General features: G+C 35.4%; 19 protein-coding genes. 6 read left to right on the forward strand and 13 right to left on the reverse strand.

The features are described from left to right. Window positions 1-99 precede the first annotated feature (99 nt). The 3 genes from AR685_RS12885 to AR685_RS12895 all read right to left on the reverse strand — a co-directional run bounded on the left by AR685_RS12885 (window position 100) and on the right by AR685_RS12895 (window position 2529). Window positions 100-1089 carry an acyltransferase gene (locus AR685_RS12885; protein ID WP_047444511.1) on the reverse strand — a complete coding sequence of 330 codons (990 nt, stop codon included), beginning with the start codon at window positions 1087-1089 and terminating at the stop codon, window positions 100-102. Between the two features lie 195 nt (window positions 1090-1284). Continuing rightward, complete coding sequence (locus AR685_RS12890) at window positions 1285-2058, reverse strand: UDP-2,3-diacylglucosamine diphosphatase (RefSeq protein WP_059124826.1); 774 nt, start codon at window positions 2056-2058, stop codon at window positions 1285-1287. 24 nt (window positions 2059-2082) lie between these two features. Then, window positions 2083-2529: a 6-pyruvoyl trahydropterin synthase family protein gene (locus tag AR685_RS12895; protein WP_047445211.1), complete on the reverse strand. Its 447-nt coding sequence runs from the start codon at window positions 2527-2529 to the stop codon at window positions 2083-2085. Between the two features lie 96 nt (window positions 2530-2625). On the opposite strand from AR685_RS12895, the gene AR685_RS12900 reads away from it, so the two are divergent. Both AR685_RS12900 and AR685_RS12905 read left to right on the forward strand, forming a co-directional pair. Next, the gene (locus AR685_RS12900; RefSeq protein ID WP_059124929.1) at window positions 2626-3279 is read left to right on the forward strand and encodes a ComF family protein; all 654 of its coding nucleotides are present in this window, start codon (window positions 2626-2628) and stop codon (window positions 3277-3279) included. A gap of 43 nt (window positions 3280-3322) precedes the next feature. Continuing rightward, entirely contained in the window at window positions 3323-4012 is a 690-nt protein-coding gene (locus AR685_RS12905; protein ID WP_059124827.1) for an alpha/beta fold hydrolase, read from the forward strand. Here the strand turns inward: AR685_RS12905 and upp are convergent, their stop codons facing one another. After that, complete coding sequence (upp, locus tag AR685_RS12910; protein ID WP_059124828.1) at window positions 4013-4663, reverse strand: uracil phosphoribosyltransferase; 651 nt, start codon at window positions 4661-4663, stop codon at window positions 4013-4015. Window positions 4664-4769: 106 nt separating this feature from the next. Next, entirely contained in the window at window positions 4770-6080 is a 1311-nt protein-coding gene (der, locus tag AR685_RS12915; protein WP_047444519.1) for a ribosome biogenesis GTPase Der, read from the reverse strand. Window positions 6081-6307: 227 nt separating this feature from the next. Between der and AR685_RS12920 the strand changes: the two genes are divergently transcribed. The 4 genes from AR685_RS12920 (at window position 6308) to murA (ending at window position 9286) form a co-directional block, all read left to right on the forward strand. Then, window positions 6308-6772, forward strand: a complete 465-nt coding sequence (locus AR685_RS12920; protein WP_047444522.1) for a heme-binding domain-containing protein — start codon at window positions 6308-6310, stop codon at window positions 6770-6772. 7 nt (window positions 6773-6779) lie between these two features. Next, window positions 6780-7193 (forward strand): thiol-disulfide oxidoreductase DCC family protein, encoded by a 414-nt coding sequence (locus AR685_RS12925; RefSeq protein ID WP_059124829.1) that lies wholly within the window; start codon window positions 6780-6782, stop codon window positions 7191-7193. Between the two features lie 117 nt (window positions 7194-7310). Continuing rightward, window positions 7311-7979 carry a DUF4290 domain-containing protein gene (locus AR685_RS12930; protein WP_047444524.1) on the forward strand — a complete coding sequence of 223 codons (669 nt, stop codon included), beginning with the start codon at window positions 7311-7313 and terminating at the stop codon, window positions 7977-7979. Beyond that, window positions 7979-9286 (forward strand): UDP-N-acetylglucosamine 1-carboxyvinyltransferase, encoded by a 1308-nt coding sequence (gene murA, locus AR685_RS12935; protein ID WP_059124830.1) that lies wholly within the window; start codon window positions 7979-7981, stop codon window positions 9284-9286. The genes AR685_RS12930 and murA overlap by 1 nt, the downstream gene beginning before the upstream one ends. A 149-nt stretch (window positions 9287-9435) precedes the next feature. Here the strand turns inward: murA and AR685_RS12940 are convergent, their stop codons facing one another. From AR685_RS12940 to AR685_RS12975, 8 genes are all read right to left on the reverse strand, one after another. Next, window positions 9436-10374 carry a DUF2207 family protein gene (locus tag AR685_RS12940; RefSeq protein WP_059124831.1) on the reverse strand — a complete coding sequence of 313 codons (939 nt, stop codon included), beginning with the start codon at window positions 10372-10374 and terminating at the stop codon, window positions 9436-9438. A gap of 16 nt (window positions 10375-10390) precedes the next feature. Continuing rightward, the gene (locus AR685_RS12945) at window positions 10391-11428 is read right to left on the reverse strand and encodes a DUF2207 domain-containing protein (protein WP_059124832.1); all 1038 of its coding nucleotides are present in this window, start codon (window positions 11426-11428) and stop codon (window positions 10391-10393) included. An 11-nt stretch (window positions 11429-11439) separates the two neighbouring features. Next, window positions 11440-13377 (reverse strand): DUF2207 domain-containing protein, encoded by a 1938-nt coding sequence (locus AR685_RS12950; RefSeq protein ID WP_059124833.1) that lies wholly within the window; start codon window positions 13375-13377, stop codon window positions 11440-11442. Window positions 13378-13465: 88 nt separating this feature from the next. Further along, window positions 13466-14017, reverse strand: a complete 552-nt coding sequence (locus AR685_RS12955) for a LemA family protein (protein ID WP_059124834.1) — start codon at window positions 14015-14017, stop codon at window positions 13466-13468. A 105-nt stretch (window positions 14018-14122) separates the two neighbouring features. Continuing rightward, complete coding sequence (locus AR685_RS12960; protein WP_047444542.1) at window positions 14123-14428, reverse strand: NIL domain-containing protein; 306 nt, start codon at window positions 14426-14428, stop codon at window positions 14123-14125. Window positions 14429-14594: 166 nt separating this feature from the next. Further along, window positions 14595-15245, reverse strand: a complete 651-nt coding sequence (locus tag AR685_RS12965) for a YiiX/YebB-like N1pC/P60 family cysteine hydrolase (protein WP_047444545.1) — start codon at window positions 15243-15245, stop codon at window positions 14595-14597. Next, window positions 15223-15678, reverse strand: coding sequence for a DUF1801 domain-containing protein (locus AR685_RS12970; RefSeq protein ID WP_047445215.1), 456 nt, complete (start codon window positions 15676-15678; stop codon window positions 15223-15225). The genes AR685_RS12965 and AR685_RS12970 overlap by 23 nt, the downstream gene beginning before the upstream one ends. 99 nt (window positions 15679-15777) lie before the next feature. Continuing rightward, the gene (locus tag AR685_RS12975) at window positions 15778-18246 is read right to left on the reverse strand and encodes a T9SS type A sorting domain-containing protein (RefSeq protein WP_165592818.1); all 2469 of its coding nucleotides are present in this window, start codon (window positions 18244-18246) and stop codon (window positions 15778-15780) included. Window positions 18247-18515 lie beyond the last annotated feature (269 nt).

Genomic DNA, 18515 nt, shown 5'->3' on the forward strand with positions numbered 1-18515 from the left:
ACAAAGTTCACTAAGATCTTTTATATAATTGCATATATTCTTCTTTCGCAAAGGTGATTAACTCTGCAAAGAATCATCTCTCTATAACTCTTAAACCCACTAACTCACCAACAGACTACAACCCCGAATATCAGAGTGGTCAATTCTTCCCAGGACCTGAAATTTCTTGTCATTCTCCGGTAACAATTTACCCAAATCCTGCGTAGCAATAAACGAACAGGAATGAATATTTGCCAAGTCAATAATATTGATTGCTCCGGTTTTTCCCGCAGTTTCATAACTGAGAGGATCTTCCACATTTCTCACCAAAACCCGCATCCATTCGGGACATTCATACGTATTTCCACCTAAAGAATATGCCTGTGAAAGCAGTTCGGTCATTGAATATTCTGAATATATTTTTTCAGTTTTAAAACCATCCTGAAGAATTTTAAGCAATTCATCTTTGGTCATTTCTTCTTTACGGCCTTTCATCCCGCCAGTTTCTATAACAATCAGATTGCTGGAATTTTGAAATACTAAGGAGCTTGAACCACAATAATCAAGAAAATCTAAAAGCGCAAAAGAAACTCCGAAAAGAATGACTTTTTTATCATTTACTTCATTGAGAAGCTTGAACAACTCTTCATGATTGTACAGAAAATATCCATTTTCAGCCTTGTCTGATTTTTTCATCAGATAATCAACCATGTAAATTAATGATGAATTCTGCTTTTCAAGATAACTTGGAAGCAATCCTAAAAAGATAAAGTCTTCAGGGATGCCAATAAACTGTTCGAAACTTTTATAGATACTTTCCTGATAGATATTTTCGTTAGCGATATAATGTTTAGACAAATTCATTTGCGTAGTTCCCGAACTCTGAAAATACAAATCCGTGGAAATACTTTTGTCTAAAATCTGATGATTTTTAAACATCTCAATTGGCAGAAATGGAATTTTTTCGATAGACTTTACCGCTTCTACGTCGATATTGAGATAATCAACAAATTTTTTGTAGATTTCAATGTTTCTGTATTGATACCGAAAAGTAGTCAGCGCCACATCCAGAAATTCTTGTTCGGTCTTTATTTCAAATATACTTTTCAATTTAATTAAGAATAATTTTAACGCCTTATTGATTCATTCTGAATCATTTAGGAAACCTGATACCGATTTTAATGTTAATTTAATATGTAAAACTAAAATTTGGTCAGGTTCTTGCAACTCACTCTGCGGAATATGGATTAGAAATAACAGCTTTAGAAACTGTTATTCAGGAATTACCTCTTTGGAGGTAATTTTTTATTTCTGCTCAAAAGTTTTCAATTCAAAATCATATTGAAAAACTCCGAATGTGAAATAAGAAATCCAGTCACCCAGATTGATGTATTTTGAATTTTGATTTAAATCTAAAACCATCGGCAAATGACGATGACCATAGATAAAGTAGTCAATCTTTTCAGTTTTCAGTTTTTCTTTCGAGTAAATGATCAGAAACTCCTTATCCTCCCCCAAAAACGCTTTGTCTTCATCTCCGGAAATCATTTTATTCTTCTGAGACATATACAATGCAATCTTCATCGCAATATCGGGATGCAGCCATTTGAAAAACCACTGCGCCACAGGATTGGTAAAGACTTTTTTCATTCTTTTATACCCTTTATCACCAGGCCCCAAACCGTCACCGTGAGCAAGTAGAAACTGTTTTCCTGCAATTTCAAAATATTGCTTTTTGTAAAAAACGGTACAGCCAATCTCTTCTTCCAGATAATCTTTCATCCAAAGATCGTGATTTCCCACAAAAAAATAAACGTGAATCCCGCTGTCTTTCAACTCGGCAATTTTCCCGAGAACACGCACATATCCTTTAGGAATTACATGTTTCCATTCATGCCAAAAATCAAACAGATCACCCATCAAAAACAAAACCTGAGCATCTTCTTTGATCTCATTCATCCAACTAATAAATTTTTCCTCACGAACTTTGCTCTGCTTCACATCCGGCGCACCAAAATGCTGATCTGAAGCAAAATATACTTTTTTTCCGGGTTCTAGATTAATGGTTGTCTTTAGCACTTTTCTATATTAAATTCAGAAAAATTATTGATTATCTTCTGCAAACCATTCTCCGTAAGAGTTTTCTGTTTCATGTAGCTTTAAGTAAGCTAAAGAAACATCTGCAGGAAGTTTTGATTTTATTTTTGCAGCGATGGCGTACAACATGTTTTCACAGGTTGGCTGAAAATTACAGTAAATCACTTTCTGACCTTTATTTTCCAATTCTTCACCCATCTCTCTGTGCGGAGAAACACCGTTGATCAACACAGAATGATCCCAAACATCAACAATTTCAGCTTTTACAATAGCTTTAATATCTCCAAAATCTACGACCATTCCGTTTTTAGGATTTTCAAGATCATTGATTGGTTTTCCCTTTACGGTAACGAAAAGTTTATAAGAATGTCCGTGCATATTTTTACATTTCCCATCATAATTGTATAAAACATGAGCAGTCTCGAATGTAAAAATTTTTGTAATACGTATCATGGTGCAAAGATAGAGAATTTGATTAGAAAATTGGAATTTCAGTCGACCGGCTTCTTTATGGAAATTTTTATTAATTTTATCTTCAAACACACACTGATGATTTTAGATTTATTCTTTCCAAACCGATGTATTCACTGCAACAGAATCATAGATGGAAATTTAATTGTCTGTAATATCTGTTTTGAACAGATCCATTTCACCCATTTTGACTATTCATCCGAAAACAGCTTAAAAGAAAAATGTAAATTGCTCTTTCCTATTGAGCATGCATATGCTTTGATGCAGTTTGAACAGGAAAATCTCAGCAGAAAAATCATTCATCAATTAAAATACAGAAGTCGGGAAAAAACAGGAAAAATTCTTGCGGATTGGGTGACAGAAAGATTAAGCTTTAAAAACGAAAAACCTGATATACTGATAAGTGTGCCACTTCATCCGAAGAAAGAAAAGGAAAGAGGTTATAATCAATTGCACCTGTTTACAAAAACACTGTCTGAATTTTATGGAATTCCGTTTGAGCATCATTTGCTGAAGAGAAATCATTACTCAAAAGCTCAAGCGTTGAAAGATAAAAAACACCGTCTAGATACTCAAAATACCTTTTCATTGAAAAAAAAGATTTCTAACCACCATGTTTTACTGATTGACGATGTTTTTACTACCGGAAATACTTTGGCAACAATTGCTTGGGAAATTTTGAAAGAAGGAAATAACAAAGTGAGCGTCCTGGTAATGGCGATGGATGAATAGTTTAGATTAAAATATTTTTGCTAATTTTCCATAAACTAATTATATGAGAAACCTTATTTTACTACATGGTGCATTGGGTCACAGTGATCTATTTAATCCTTATCTAAATGCGCTTTCACAATCTTTCAATGTTTATACTCCATTATTTTCTGGACACGGAAACACAGAGCTGCCACCAAACGGAATTACGATTGAAACATACATTCAGGAATTAAGTGAATTTATTGAAGAGAAAAATTTAAATGATTTCTGTATTTTCGGGCACAGCATGGGTGGCTATATTGCACTTTGTTATGCTTTGGAAAATCCCGGAAAAGTAAAGTCAGTAATGACATTGGGAACCAAATTTGACTGGACAGAAGAACAGGCATTCAAAGAAAGTAAAATGCTTAATCCTGAGATTATTTTAGAAAAAATTCCAAAATATGCCGAATTATTAGAATCGCAACATGGTTCAAATTGGAAAAAATTACTTCCTGCGATTGCCGAAATGATGATTTCTTTGGGTAAAAATCCGCCGTTACATGATGAAATTTTAAAGAATATAGAAATTCCGGTTCAGATTATGGTCGGAGATCAGGATCATATGGTTACTATTGAAGAGAGCACTGCAGTTTACAGAAAACTTACAAAAGGAAAATTGGCCGTACTTCCCAACACAAAGCATCCTCTCGAAAAAGCGCAACCAGACTTATTACTCAATCTGATGCAAGATTTCTGGGATCTGCCTTAATTATCTCTGTAATTTTTCACCATAGCTCAAATCTCCTGCGTCTCCCAAACCTGGAGTGATGTAACCTTTTGCCGTTAAATTTTCATCAATAGCTCCCACCCAGATTTTAGCCTGTGGATATGCTTTTTCAATCGTTTCAACACCTTGTTTTGATGCGATTGCCACAACGATATGCAGTTGGGAAGGCGTTCCATTAGTCAATAAATCTTTGATAGCTTCGATCAGAGATGCGCCAGTTGCCAACATTGGATCCGCAACGATCAATGGTCTTCCATCGATATTAGGGCAGGTTAGATAATCCTGTTTAATGGAAAAATAATCGTTGGCATCATGCTTTCTGTAGGCTGCTACAAAACCACAATCAGCCTTGTCGAAGTAATTTAAAATTCCTTCAAATAAAGGAACTCCGGCTCTTAAAATCGTCGTAATAACTGGCTGAACGGCAATCTCCTGAACTTTTATTGTATCTAAAGGCGTTTGAATTTCTATTTCCTTTATTTCTAAATCTCTAGAGATTTCAAAAGCAGCAATTTCTCCGATGCGCTCCATATTTCTGCGGAATCTCATTCGGTCATGCTGAATTTCTACGTTTCGAAGCTCGTTAATCCATGAATTAACTAGGGAAAAAGTTTCAGAAAGCTCTACCGTCATAATTTTAATTATTCTTATAACAAAACTATGAAATATAAAATAAATCCCTTTCAGAAATTTTCTGAAAGGGATTTATTTTTATGATTTTAAATCGCAGTGAATACGATTATTTCTGTCTGAAATACACTTCAATCGGAACTCCGGTGAAACCAAATTCTTTTCTCAGCTGATTTTCTGTAAATCTTTTATATGCTTCTTTTACATACTGTGGTAGATTACAGAAGAATACAAATTGTGGCGACGGTGTCGGCAACTGTACACAATATTTAATTTTAATAAATTTACCCTTGTTTGCTGGCGGCGGAGTACGTTCGAAGATAGGAAGCATTACTTCATTCAATTTTGAAGTTTTGATTTTTTTCTTACGGTCTTCGTAAACTACCATGGCCATTTCTACAGCTTTCAGGATTCTCTGTTTCGTTAAAGCAGAAACAAAAAGAATTGGAATATCACTGAACTGCCCGATTTTCTCTTTGATAGACTGTTCGAAATCTCTGACGGTATTGGTTGTTTTATCTTCAATCAAATCCCATTTGTTCACAACGATGACGATCCCTTTTCTGTTTTTCTGAGCCAGACCGAAAATATTCATATCCTGAGATTCCCAACCTAAAGTTGCATCAACCATAATAATCACAACATCAGAAAACTCGATGGAACGAATGGATCTCATTACAGAATAGAATTCTAAATCTTCATTTACTTTAGATTTACGACGCATTCCGGCAGTATCCACCAACACAAATTCATGTCCGAATTTATTATAAAGTGTCTGAATACTGTCTCGTGTAGTACCTGCAACATCCGTTACGATGTTTCTTTCAGCATCAAGCAAAGCATTTGTCAAAGTAGATTTCCCTACGTTAGGACGACCTGCAATAGTAATTTTTGGAAGACCTTCAAAAGGGTCTTTATAATCTGTAGTCGGGAAGTCATTAATTACAGCATCAAGAATTTCTCCCGTTCCTGAACCTGTTGCAGATGACAACGTATAGTATTTTTCAATTCCTAACTGATAAAATTCTGTAGCGGCCAATTCTTCTTTTGAAGAGTCTACCTTATTAATTACATGATAAACCGGCTTGTTTGATCTCCTCAACATTTCGTGAATCTCGTAGTCGGTATCTGTAAGACCTTCTTCAACGTTCATCATAAAAATAATTGACGTTGCCTCATCAATAGCCAGCTGAACCTGTTTTGAAATTTCTTCCTGAAAAACGTCTTCACTGTTTACTTCATAACCACCTGTATCGATAACAGTAAAGTCTACACCACTCCAGTCAGATTTTCCGTAATGACGGTCTCTGGTAACACCCGAAGTAGAATCTACAATAGCTTCTCTTCTTTCAAGCAAACGGTTAAAAAGTGTGGATTTTCCTACGTTGGGACGCCCAACGATTGCAACAATATTTGACATAAAAAATGTTTAATAACCCTTGAGATGAACTCAGGATCAGATTATCAATGGGTTACTCCAACTATTGGAGCCCAATTTTTTTGCAAAGATAAGGTTTTAATATTTAATATTTAAATTCATTTATTCTAAATAGCTAATTAACAAATAAATACTCGATATTTTTTTCTAAATTTAAACCTTAGGCACGAGATGTGATTTACTTAATTATCTTTTTAAAATTGAGCTTTATGAAGAAAATACTTATTATTTTTTTGGTTGCGTTTGTTATCATTCAGTTTTTTCCGATTGACAAAACAAATCCACCCGTGAATGAAGGAATGGATTTTTTAAGAATTAAAGATACTCCTGAAAACACAGCTAATATGATTAGAACTTCGTGTTACGACTGTCATTCAAACGAAACGAAGTATCCTTGGTATTCGAGCATCGCACCATCATCCTGGTTTCTGAAAAACCATATCAATGAAGGGCGACAGCATTTAAACTTCTCTATCTTTGCGATGTACGAGCCCAAAAGACAGATTCATAAAATGGAAGAATGTATTGAGATGATCGAAAAGAGAGAAATGCCATTAGAGTCTTACTACATCGGTCACCAGAACGCCAAGTTGACTGATCAGCAAAGAAAAGAACTCATTACCTATTTCAAAAAACAAATAGAAGACACGCAAATAAAAAATGCAATAAAGTAATTAGATCATGGAAGAAAGATGGAAGGATAAACATATTGTATTTTTTGACGGCGAATGTGGCGTCTGCAACTTTTGGGTACAATGGATTTTGGAAAGAGACAGAAATGACCAGTTCATGTTTGCTTCACTACAATCAGAATTTGGACAAAAATTTCTTTCCGAAAGAGGTCTTGAGACTAAACAGTTTAATACCATGTATTTGTGGAAACCCAACTCTTATTATTTAATTAAATCACGAGCAGTTTTAAAAATTGCAGATTTGTTGGGCGGAATTTACAAGCTGTCTGTTGTCGGAAAACTGATGCCTACATTTTTAAGTGATAAAATTTATGACAAAATCTCTGAAAACAGAATGAAACTTTCTGCACAGAAATGCTTTCTGCCCGACCAGCATCAGAAAAAGAAATTTATTGAAGTTTAATTGGTTTGAATTTTGGTATTTGACAAAATAAGGAAAAGCTATAATTTTTAATTAAATTATGACAAACATTTAAGTTTTTCTGACGGTTTTTTTTATTAATCCATATATTTGCACATTATGGAATATAACACCCAAAGAACTCAGCTTAATATGCCGGAATACGGCAGAATCATACAACAGTTGGTTGAGCGTTGCAAAGAGCTTCCTACAAAAGAAGGAAGAAACGAAATGGCAATGGCAATCATTGATTTTATGGGTCAGAGAAACCCGCAACTACGAGACGAAGACAATTACAAACATAAACTTTGGGATCATCTATATATTTTGGCTAAACATGATCTCGACATTGATCCGGTATACCCTTTCCCAACAAAAGAAGAACTTGAGGAAAAACCAAAAAGAATGGAATACCCCAAACTTCAGGGTGACTTTAAATTTTATGGAAAAAGTATTCTTCAACTGATAGAAAAAGCAATTGAACTTGAACCAGGAGATGAAAAAGAAGCTCTGATTGAAGTGATTGCCAACAACATGAAGAAATCTTATAATGTTTACAACAAAGAACATGTGACCGATGATGTGATTTTCCGTCATCTGAAAGAACTATCATCCAACAGGCTTGATTTAACCAATATTGAATCTCTTGAAAAAAGTAAGATCTATTACGCAACCGCAAACCGGAACAATCTGAACAAGAACAATAATAACAGAAATCAAAGCAATACTAACAACAATATTAACAAAAGAAGATTCACAAATAACAACAATAATAAGAATAGAAGATAATGAGTGGGACATTTCAAATAAGAGGAGGAAAAAGACTGCAAGGTGAAATTACTCCACAAGGGGCAAAAAATGAAGCTCTCCAAATCTTATGCGCGGTTTTGTTAACGGATGAGGAAGTAAGAATAAAAAACATTCCGGATATTCATGATGTCAACAGATTGATTGAGATTTTAGGTGATTTTGGAGTTAAAGTGAATAAAAACGGTCATGGAGATTTTACTTTCAAAGCAGACAGCGTCAATTTTGATTACATTAAATCTGATGAATTTAAAAAAGACGGAGCTAGACTGAGAGGCTCAATTATGTTGATGGGACCTATGCTGGCTCGCTACGGTGAAGCATATATGCCAACCCCGGGTGGTGACAAAATCGGAAGAAGAAGGCTCGACACGCACTTCCAGGGATTGGTAGAATTGGGTGCCGAATTTCATTATGATGAGGAAGAATATTTCTATTCATTAAAAGCTAAAGAACTGAACGGAAAATTCATTCTTCTTGAAGAAGCTTCTGTAACAGGAACTGCCAATATTGTGATGGCAGCAGCTTTAGCAAAAGGAAAAACAAGAATTTACAACGCAGCATGTGAACCTTATCTTCAACAGCTTTGCAAAATGCTGAACAGAATGGGAGCCAACATTTCTGGAATTGGTTCGAATTTATTGACGATTGAAGGAGTTACTCACTTGAACGGAACAGAACACACAATGCTTCCGGACATGGTAGAAATCGGTTCTTGGATTGGTCTTGCAGCCATGACAAAATCTGAAATCACCATTAAAAATGTTAACTGGAACCAGCTTGGCGTTATTCCAAATACATTCAGAAAATTGGGAATCGAGCTTGAGCAAAGCGGTGATGACATCTACATCCCATCTCAGGAACATTATAAAATTCAGAAGTTTATCGACGGATCTATCCTTACGATTTCCGATGCGCCTTGGCCAGGATTCACACCAGATTTGTTATCAATCATTTTGGTAGTGGCTACACAGGCGAAAGGAAGTATTTTGGTACATCAAAAAATGTTTGAATCAAGATTATTTTTCGTAGATAAACTGATTGATATGGGAGCGCAAATTATCTTGTGCGACCCGCACAGAGCAACCGTAATCGGTTTGAATCAGGAATCACCACTCCGTGGAACAACGATGGTTTCACCAGACATCAGAGCCGGAAATGCACTTTTAATCGCAGCTCTTTCTGCAGAAGGAAAATCGATTATTCACAACATTGAGCAAATCGACCGAGGATATGAAAATATCGATGGAAGACTGAAAGCGATTGGAGCGGACATTGTGAGAATTTAATTAAAAAAGATGGAAGTGGGATGCTTGAAGATGGAAGTTTTTATTTAGTATTTAATTCCGAAACAGTTTTCCATTAAAATATAAAAAGCGTTCAGAAGTAATATTTCTGAACGCTTTTGTTTTTATTTAAGTTAATTTCAATGAAGTTGCTACCAGCCACCTCCGCCACCACCACCGCCGGAAGATCCTCCACCAGACGAACCGCTGGAGCCGGAACCTCCTGAGTAGGAAGAACTGCTTGAAGATCGTGATGATGAAGAAGATGAAGAAGAATAAGAAAAGCTACTCACAGGAGCAATGGTTGTTCCTTTCAATGTCGTGGTAAACGAATTGGCAAAACCATAATTGAAAGGGTTTTGAATTTCCCTATAAGGTTCGGCTGCATCAATTGTTTCCTGTAATTTATCCCTAAATCGTTTGCCCCAAATTCCTTCAACCCCGAAAACAATGGCGTAAGGAAGAAACTTCTCATACACATCGGAAGTCATTTCAGGAGGATTATGAAACTTTAATTGATTTTCTTCAGCTGCACCAAGGTACATTTTGAAACCTTCAATTTCAGATTTCATTTTTACCTTTTCAACACTTGGCTGATTAATAAAGTACCTGAATACAAATAGAGAAATAATTGCGAAAATTAAAAATTTAAAGCAATTAGAATCAAATGAAGAAATATCGTCAGAACCTATAAATGCTAAAAAAAACATAGGCATCATAATTGTTGATGCAAAAAATAAGACTACCAATACTGCCCATTTGTTTTTATCACTCCAGATCGCTACTAAAATCGCCGCAAAAACACCACCAAAGATCCCTAACGCAATTCCAACCCCAAGGACTGTAAATTCTTGAGTGATCAAAGAATTAATAACAAGTGTAAGAAAAAAACTCGCAAGAATAATCTTTAAAGCTTTGTAAATTAATTTACTATTTGAGTTTTTCTCAACAAAAATCTTATTCTCTTTGGAGATAAATTTTTCAAAATCTTCAACCGCATTTTTGAGTTTTGAATTGTAAGTACCATTAACGGAAACCTTTTCTTCTTTTCCAAAAAACTTTTTTAAAAGTAGCTTTTGATCACCCTGCAAAGCACTTTCGCTTTTATTAATTTTTTTTTAATGTGAATAATTTAGACAAATAAGTTTCCTTAATATCTTTCACCTCATCAATGTCAACAAAACCTTTTACAGATAGATCAACGAGATTTGCGGTCACCAAATTAGCATCAAATTGACCTTTATCAATATACCCTAAGGATGCAGGCGAGAGATCATTTGGCGCATTAAACTGTGGAATGACAATTGGTTTTTCAGGATCTTTTCCGTACTTCTTCCAATTATTATAATAGAAAAACAAAAGGTAAATTCCTGCTAAAAACAATGGTAAACTTTGCCAGTTTCTGCTAATCCATTTAGATAAACCGGAAGGCTCTTTTAAAACTCCAGCTTTGAAGCCAACAGCAACGGTAAGATTTTCGTGCGCATTTAAATCCTTAGCCTTAAAAACAATCTGTGTTGGAGATAATTTATCGTTGGTGCAGTTTTTATCTTTGCTTCCATGAACGCCTGTGTAGCAGGATTGTTGAAGAATATCTGCATTCTTTGGTAGATGAATCGTGGCACTAATTTGTTCTACCGGAAAAGACCAATCTGTGCCGTTCACATTCCAGTAAAACTCATCATACCCTTTGAAATGACCAATCTGATCCTGCGTTCGATAAACAATTTTGTAGGTGTAAAAACCCTCACTCAGCTGGTAATCTTTATCGCCAATATAAATATTAAAAACACCATTTTGCCTTTCGATGTGATAAGGCTCTTTTGTACCATCTTTTTCTACAGTAATTATTTTGTACGTAATCTTTTTCTTTCCATCATTGATATTTCTAATAGTTGGCAATGCACGGAAAATTCCCCGCCTGATTTCATAACCACGAGCATACACTTTGATGGTTTCTGTAACCGTAACATCAGCGTTTTCTACGATATTTATATCAGAATGAAAAGAAACAATTCTTTCACCATCTTCAATCCTATTATCTACAGTAACTCCTTCTGTGACTGAAGGCACTTGAACAATAGCTTCCTGCCCAAAAGCGAGAAAACAGAAAAATAGAAGAAATATTTGAATACCTTTTTTCATAAATAAAAATTTTACCAGCCGCCACCGCCACCGCCACCGCCGCCACCGCCGGAAAACCCGCCGCCGCCAGATCCTGAACCGGAACTGCTTCCCGAACTTGATGGTTGTGTAGCCGATGACTGTATCGATTGCGTCAGGCTGGAATTAAGAACACTTGCCATGGCAAAATGATTCATTGATGAGCCAACATACCAGTTGCTTTGATATTCGGTAGACATTTTCGTCAGCAGGGCATCAAATTTCTTTCCCCAAATTTCATCAACTCCCAAAACCATTGCAAAAGGTAAAAATTTCTCGAAAGATTCAGGGGTCATTGTAGGTGGATTATGAAACTTCAGCTGTTCATTTTCTGCCGCTCCCATGTACATTTTAAAGCCATCAATCAGGGATTTCTTTTTCAGTTTTTCTTCTGAAGGTCTTCTGATCAGAAACTGATAAATTATTAATGATGTAAATCCTAAGACAATAAAGATGTAACAGATATTAAAATTATTATCAATGGTAAATTCATTATGATTGAACATCAGTGCTCCCAAAACAATCAGAATAACGGTCGGAATAATCAGGAATATTTTAAATAAAACCGGGAACACTTTGAAAAGATATCCTGTGATTAAAAAACAAACCAACAGAATAACGTATAAAAATCCGCCGACAATAATCTTCTCAAATTCAGGAAACATTTTAAAACTTAAAATCAATCCGAGACCGTAAACAACAGTCATTAAAATCAATGGCAGATATAATTTGTTGGTATTATTTCCTTCATTCAATAATTTGTTATACTGATAGGTGAGAGAAGATTGAAAACTTTTAACAGTCTGTTCTATTCTTGAATTATATTGCCCATCAAATTCCACAGTGTCTACCGTTGTGAAAAGATTGTTCATCAAATTAATTTCCTCTACAGGTAATTTTTGATCTGCCTCTTTAAGTTTTTTTACCGTAAATTTTTTGGATTTAAATAAACCTAAAACGCCTGGATCTTCAGTTTCAATAATCTGAATATAGCCTTTAACAGCTAAATTAACCAAAGCTGCTGTAAGATATTTATTTTTAAAACTTTCACTGTTGATGAAACCCAAAGATGCCGGCGAAAGATCATCCGGCGAATTGAATTGTGGATAAATAATAGGTTTTTCTGGATCAACTCCATATTTTCTCCAAGTTGAAATATAATAAACGACTAAACCAAAAAACACAATAATTCCGGCAATTAAAATCCCGAATCTTTCCAGAAAAGTGGGTGGTGGCGGCGGAATCATTACCCCTTTTTTGAAACCCACTGCGATCGTTAAACCTTCTTCAGAACCCAGATTTGCAGCATTCCATTCGATGGAATGTTCCGAAAGTACTTTTACTGTACAATTTTGAGCTGTGCTTCCCTGGCTTCCTGTGTAACAAGAATTTTGTATAATCCCTGCACCTTGTGGAAGATTGACTGTCGCAGAAATCTGATCAACGGGAAAATCCCAGAAATTTCCGTTGACGTTCCAATACAACTCGTCATACTTTTCAAAAAAACCTATTTGTTTTTCTGTGGTATATTTTATTTCGTAGTCATAATCGCCCGGCTCGAGAATAATATCTTTGTTTCCGAAGTAAATTTTCAGAAAACCATCTTCATATTCTTCATGATAATCTTCATTAACGCCGTTTTTCTTTACAGAAATAATGTTGTACTGTACTTTCTGAGTTGTATTATTAATATTTCTTGTCAGCGGAAGTGATCGGAAGATCCCTCTCTTGATCTGATCCCCCAGACTGTGAACTTTTATATTTTCAGTGACAGTAATGCCTGAATTTTTATTCACAACAATATCGGCGTGAAAATTCATAATTCTCTCTCTTCCGTCGATGACAGAGAGTTGATCTACCCGCAAAGGTTCTTCCTGAGCAAAATTTAAACTAAAGAATAAAAGGAAAAGTAACTGTAAGAAATTTTTCATACATCGATTTTATTATTTGGTGGGTCGTATGATATTGCCTTTATTCATTGGTATTGATTTTTCAAACCAATCAAAGCGATTTCATTTCTTAAAATTTCACAGTCGGAACTTCTCTGTCTGCAATATTATCTAACTCAAAGAATTTGGCCTTTTCAAATTTGTACATATTGGCAACAACGTTGCTAGGGAAAGATTCTACCAATGTATTGTTTTCTCTAGCCGTTCCGTTGTAATATCTTCTTGATTTTTCGATATCGTTTTCAATGGCACTCAATTCTGCCTGCAGTTGCTGGAAGTTGGCATTCGCTTTCAAATCTGGATATTGCTCGGCTACAGCAAATAAATTGACCATTGCCTGATTCAGATTTTTCTCTGCTGCTTCTTTACCTTCCACAGAATCGGCTCCTACTGCCAAATTTCTTGCTTTGGTAACATTTTCTAAAGTTTCTCTCTCATGAGTTGCGTAGCCTTTTACCGTTTCAACCAAATTTGGAATCAGATCATGACGTTTTTTAAGCATCACATCAATACTGCTCCACGCTTCCTGAACGAGATTTTTCAGTTTTACAAGACGGTTGTAAATAGAAACACCGTACAGGACAATCAATACAAGAACTCCGACAATAATAAGTGCAATCATAATTTGTAATTTATTTTAATTTAAAAATAACGTTTTTCTCCGAGAATTGAATAAAAAAAGCGCTCAATAAATTGAACGCCCCTCAAACTATATGGACTTACAGCTTTATGAATACTTTCTGCAGGTATAATCGACCGTTGTATTCAAAAGTTTATTTTTATTCAGGAAAAATTCAAGCTCCTGAGATTCTTCTGTTGTTGCATTGACGTGTAACTGAAATGAACCAAAATTTGCTCCGTTCATATACTCAACATTTGCGCTCAGTACTCTATAGCAGATCCCCATTTGTTGGTAGATTGCATTCAAAAGATGGTCAAACTTCATTTTCCCATTCAGTTCTACTTCGATGATCAAATCTTTTTTGATAAGGTGTACATTCTTTGGCAAAGCCTGCAAATTTGGCGCAATCATAACTAAACATTTTTTAATTAAACAATACTTTCTGAATTACATTTTCGAATATTTAATAATTAATTCCTGACAAAAGTATAAAAAAATATTAGTCTACCAAATTAGTAGGGTAGTGTTTTTTTAATTTTAACATAAAAAAAGAGAAGCTCTGTGACTTCTCTCCTATTTATAGTTCTTTAATTCGTTGTATTTTATCAGACGCTGCCAACCCATTGGGATTACAGCCTGGCTCTCCTTCAGGAACTTTGAGATTTTTTTTCGCATAAAATTCTTCCCAAAAAGTATTTGTTTTACCTGTTTTTGGGTCGATAAAAGTCATAGGTTCCAGCTTAAAAATATGATCTCCCCTAAATGACCTTTCAATATAATCTGAACAGTAATAAGAGTTCTCATCTAAAATATAATTGAAATTGTAAGGTTTCCCCAACATAGAATTTGCTTTCCTGATTGCGCCAGAAATTGTGTTTTGAAACTCTGGTTTTAATCTGTATACCACTACTTTTTGTCCGTCTTTAGCCTGATCTTTTAAAAACTCATCTAGATCCTGTTTTTGGGAACCACCTTTAGGCGCAGCGTGTAGCACGAAAAGTCTATTTTTATCTTTTTGCAGAATTCCGATATGATCGAACGATGCACTTTTTTGTTTTTGAGTCACACTATTAATTGCGCCCGACAGTCCGCTTTCTTTGGCGGTTACAAAAAGTAAATCTCCATTTTTAAGACCTGAAGTTTGCGAATTTCTACAACTCAGAAAGAAAAACAGAATTGCAAGGGAAATAAATCTTAGTAAAAATTTATTTTTTAAAATTGGTTTCATAAATATTGATCCATTCGTCTACAGTCATTTTTTCACTCAGCTCAGCGAGTAATTCAAAAGGAATTTCGTCCATTTTCTTGAAACGGATGCAGGATTTTCCCATGTCCAGCTTTCTTTTAGAATGTTTTGGAAATTCTGCCACAAACCAATCCAAAAGTTCAGGTTTTGCATAAATACCCATATGATACAGCGCAATGAAATTCTTTTGGGACGCTAATGCCATAAAAGGAAGTGGAGTACCAGGCGTACAGTGATAGCCTGCAGGATAAGTTTCTAAAGGCACGGCCCAGCCAACCATTCCGCTGCTTATACCTTTGGAAAAACCTTTTGGTAAATGATCATTGATTGTATTTAAAAGCTTTTTGAAAACCTCCTGTCTATCTTCAGGAATTTGAGAAACATAATCTTCTACTGAAATTGCTGGAATTTGCATGACTTTAAATTTAGATTTCAAATTAACAAAAATTGTAGCACATAAAAAAGCAGCCATACTTTCGTACGGCTGCCCTAAAAATAATTCAAAAAAAATAGTTTATTTCTTAATAGCTTTAGAGACAGACTGAGTTCCATCCTTAAAGTTAACTTTTACTAAATACATCCCTTCTTTCAATTCACTTACATGAATTTCTTGGGAAGCATCATCAACTAATTTCACAATACGTCCTGCAACATCGTAGATCATTACAGACTTAATATCTTTTGTTTCTGAAATATAAATAACGTCTTTGAAAGGATTTGGATGGATGGATATTTTTTTCTTAGTTTCCAAGTCTGAAGTACTAAGATTCGCCTGTTCAACAGTAAAATTATCTACATAGAAATTATAATCCGGTGTATCATTTACAGTCCCTTCATTACCATAGAAAGCAAAGACTGTATTCGGGTTTGTATACGTTGGTAAATTCAATGAGTAAGCATTCAGTGAGTTAGAAGGTGTATTATTAACATCCCAAGTCTGAAGTACAATCCAAGTAGTACCTCCATCATTAGAAATCAAGAATTGTACGACATCATCAGATCCCATCGCTGAAGCCGCAGTACCACTAAAACTTGTTACACCGTAATCAAATTTAACTTTGTACGTACCTCCAGAAAGATTAAAAGGAACAGTTTTTAGCCATCCAATCCTAGTATTACTATAAAGCTCCATTCTAATAGCTCCTGTAGTGCCATTATTTAAGAAGCCATCTGCGACCCAATACGCACTAGTTCCTGTAGGACCCGAAGCAAGTGTGCCTCCAGAAAGTGCATTTTCCCAACAGCTACCAGGAACAGTACTAAAATCATTTGTATACACAGGAACAACAGAAGCACACAATGTCTTAAACGAAATTACAGATGTCCAAAGACTCTTATCAGTTGAAGAACACACAGAACGTACCCAAACATAATAAGTAGTATTTGAAGTCAATCCACTTATTGGAGCAGATGTTGTTGTGGATGTTGTAGAATTCGTAGAATTTAACACGGTACTTGCTGTAGGATCTACATTTGATGTGCTATAATACACTTCATATCCGTTTGTAGGAACTGGTGATGGAGCTGTCCATCCTATTGTAGCAGAAAATGAAGCTATATTTGCTGATGTAACAATTGTTGGTACAAAACATGCTGGTATTTGTTCCCAATAAACATCATCCCAATAATAAGACTTACCATCTGCTGTATTTTGAACTGCTAATCTTGCGGTTGCAGGAACGGTGTTAGGAACAATAACTGTATATTCAGAATTCGTGTACGTAGTATTGGTTAAGTTTAAAGTCTGTAACAAAACAAATGTAGATGGATCAGTAGGGTTGGTAACATATCCCACCTTTAAAGCACCTGTTGCTGGACTCACCTTCGCCTTGAGTCTCAACCAATGCGTTCCAGCGTTAATATTAGAAAACTGAGGTAATACTACAGTACTTGCAGTACCAGTTGAGACAACATATTGATAAATATTTCTTGTGCCAGAAGCAGGACTGGTAGCAGAAATCGTCATACTTCCAGTACCAGCATTTCTTACCCAACAATCAGGAACTATACTTCCCGTAGTGTAAGAATCAAAATTCTCCGCCATAGAAGTCACAGGACCACAAAGTGTTTTAAATGTTCCCGAAAAAGACCATACACTTTGACTGATTGAACCACTACAATTTGATCTTACCCAATAATAATAAGTAGTGTTTGCTAAAAGAGAGCCAAGTGTTGTAGAGGTTCCGTTGAACCCCGGAATAGTAGGCGCTGTAGCTGATGTAGGTGCTGTATTTGTCGTACTATAATAGATATCATAGGTCGAAGCAGTGGTACCGGCAGGAACAGTCCATGAAACTTGAGCGGAATTAGGAGTCAAAGTTCCTACAGGCTGTAAAGTAGGAGCTGCACACGTAGAATAAACGTCTGCTGAAAAAGCAAAAATATTTGAAACCCCAGTTGAAGTTCCAACTTTCGTCACGGTAATGCTTTGGATAGGTTTTGCGTAATTGGCAGCATCTATTGTTAATAAACTCTGATAAAGTCTAGGGTTAGTGGTATTTGGCTCCAAGACTCCTGTTGATCTTGTAATCCTTCCAATACCTTGTATGGCAAAATTAACACCACCATACCAATCTAATAAGGCCTGATTAGCAAACACCTGCGTAGTATTATCAGTAAAGGTAACCGTTACATCAACATTTGAAGTACCACTACCGCTTGTAGACAACATATACAGCTTGAATGCCGGTTGCGGAGTACTAAAAGTGAATGTTCCGCTTTGACCGATAGTTGCTAGTCTTAGCGAATTATTAGCGCTTAGGCTTCCCAGTTGATAACTAAGACCTGGTGTAGAGGCAACTGCTGACACAATAGTTCCATTCACAGGAATACCATAGGTTATAGGTGTACTTGTTGAAGTCAGCTGGAAATCTGTAGCGACAAATGCAAAATCAACACCATCCACATCTATAGAGGTCGAAACCGTTGAAGGACCCACTCCGTTTGCAATTACATCAGCATTATATCCTGATGAAATTGGCATTGTTTGGTAGTTCTGGCCCAAAATAGCCGAGGAAGAAAACACCAACGACAGACTGGCGATTCTAAAAAATCGATTTATTTTCATATTACTAAATTAAGATATGCAAAAATAGTAAAAAATCAATCAAAAACATTTAAAAATAAATTTTCAATATTATTTTTTTAAACATTAACACAAAAAATACATTTTTTTAACATTCAAATTTTTAACAAAATAAAACTAAAAGTCAAATAACAATAAAACAAAGTCAATATTTATAATAAAATTTT

Origin of the sequence: Chryseobacterium sp. JAH (assembly GCF_001507335.1) — a bacterium.
In the GTDB taxonomy this organism is placed as follows: Bacteria; Bacteroidota; Bacteroidia; order Flavobacteriales; family Weeksellaceae; genus Chryseobacterium.

Coding starts and splice junctions, on each gene's coding strand:
- AR685_RS12895 (WP_047445211.1), bottom strand. CDS start 2,529: ATGATACGTATTACAAAAATTTTTACATTCGAGACTGCTCATGTTTTA.
- AR685_RS12970 (WP_047445215.1), bottom strand. CDS start 15,678: ATGCAAATTCCAGCAATTTCAGTAGAAGATTATGTTTCTCAAATTCCT.
- AR685_RS12920 (WP_047444522.1), top strand. CDS start 6,308: ATGAAGAAAATACTTATTATTTTTTTGGTTGCGTTTGTTATCATTCAG.
- AR685_RS12900 (WP_059124929.1), top strand. CDS start 2,626: ATGATTTTAGATTTATTCTTTCCAAACCGATGTATTCACTGCAACAGA.
- AR685_RS12925 (WP_059124829.1), top strand. CDS start 6,780: ATGGAAGAAAGATGGAAGGATAAACATATTGTATTTTTTGACGGCGAA.
- AR685_RS12950 (WP_059124833.1), bottom strand. CDS start 13,377: ATGAAAAATTTCTTACAGTTACTTTTCCTTTTATTCTTTAGTTTAAAT.
- AR685_RS12965 (WP_047444545.1), bottom strand. CDS start 15,245: ATGAAACCAATTTTAAAAAATAAATTTTTACTAAGATTTATTTCCCTT.
- murA (WP_059124830.1), top strand. CDS start 7,979: ATGAGTGGGACATTTCAAATAAGAGGAGGAAAAAGACTGCAAGGTGAA.
- AR685_RS12945 (WP_059124832.1), bottom strand. CDS start 11,428: ATGAAAAAAGGTATTCAAATATTTCTTCTATTTTTCTGTTTTCTCGCT.
- AR685_RS12930 (WP_047444524.1), top strand. CDS start 7,311: ATGGAATATAACACCCAAAGAACTCAGCTTAATATGCCGGAATACGGC.
- der (WP_047444519.1), bottom strand. CDS start 6,080: ATGTCAAATATTGTTGCAATCGTTGGGCGTCCCAACGTAGGAAAATCC.
- upp (WP_059124828.1), bottom strand. CDS start 4,663: ATGACGGTAGAGCTTTCTGAAACTTTTTCCCTAGTTAATTCATGGATT.
- AR685_RS12975 (WP_165592818.1), bottom strand. CDS start 18,246: ATGCCAATTTCATCAGGATATAATGCTGATGTAATTGCAAACGGAGTG.
- AR685_RS12960 (WP_047444542.1), bottom strand. CDS start 14,428: ATGATTGCGCCAAATTTGCAGGCTTTGCCAAAGAATGTACACCTTATC.
- AR685_RS12955 (WP_059124834.1), bottom strand. CDS start 14,017: ATGATTGCACTTATTATTGTCGGAGTTCTTGTATTGATTGTCCTGTAC.
- AR685_RS12905 (WP_059124827.1), top strand. CDS start 3,323: ATGAGAAACCTTATTTTACTACATGGTGCATTGGGTCACAGTGATCTA.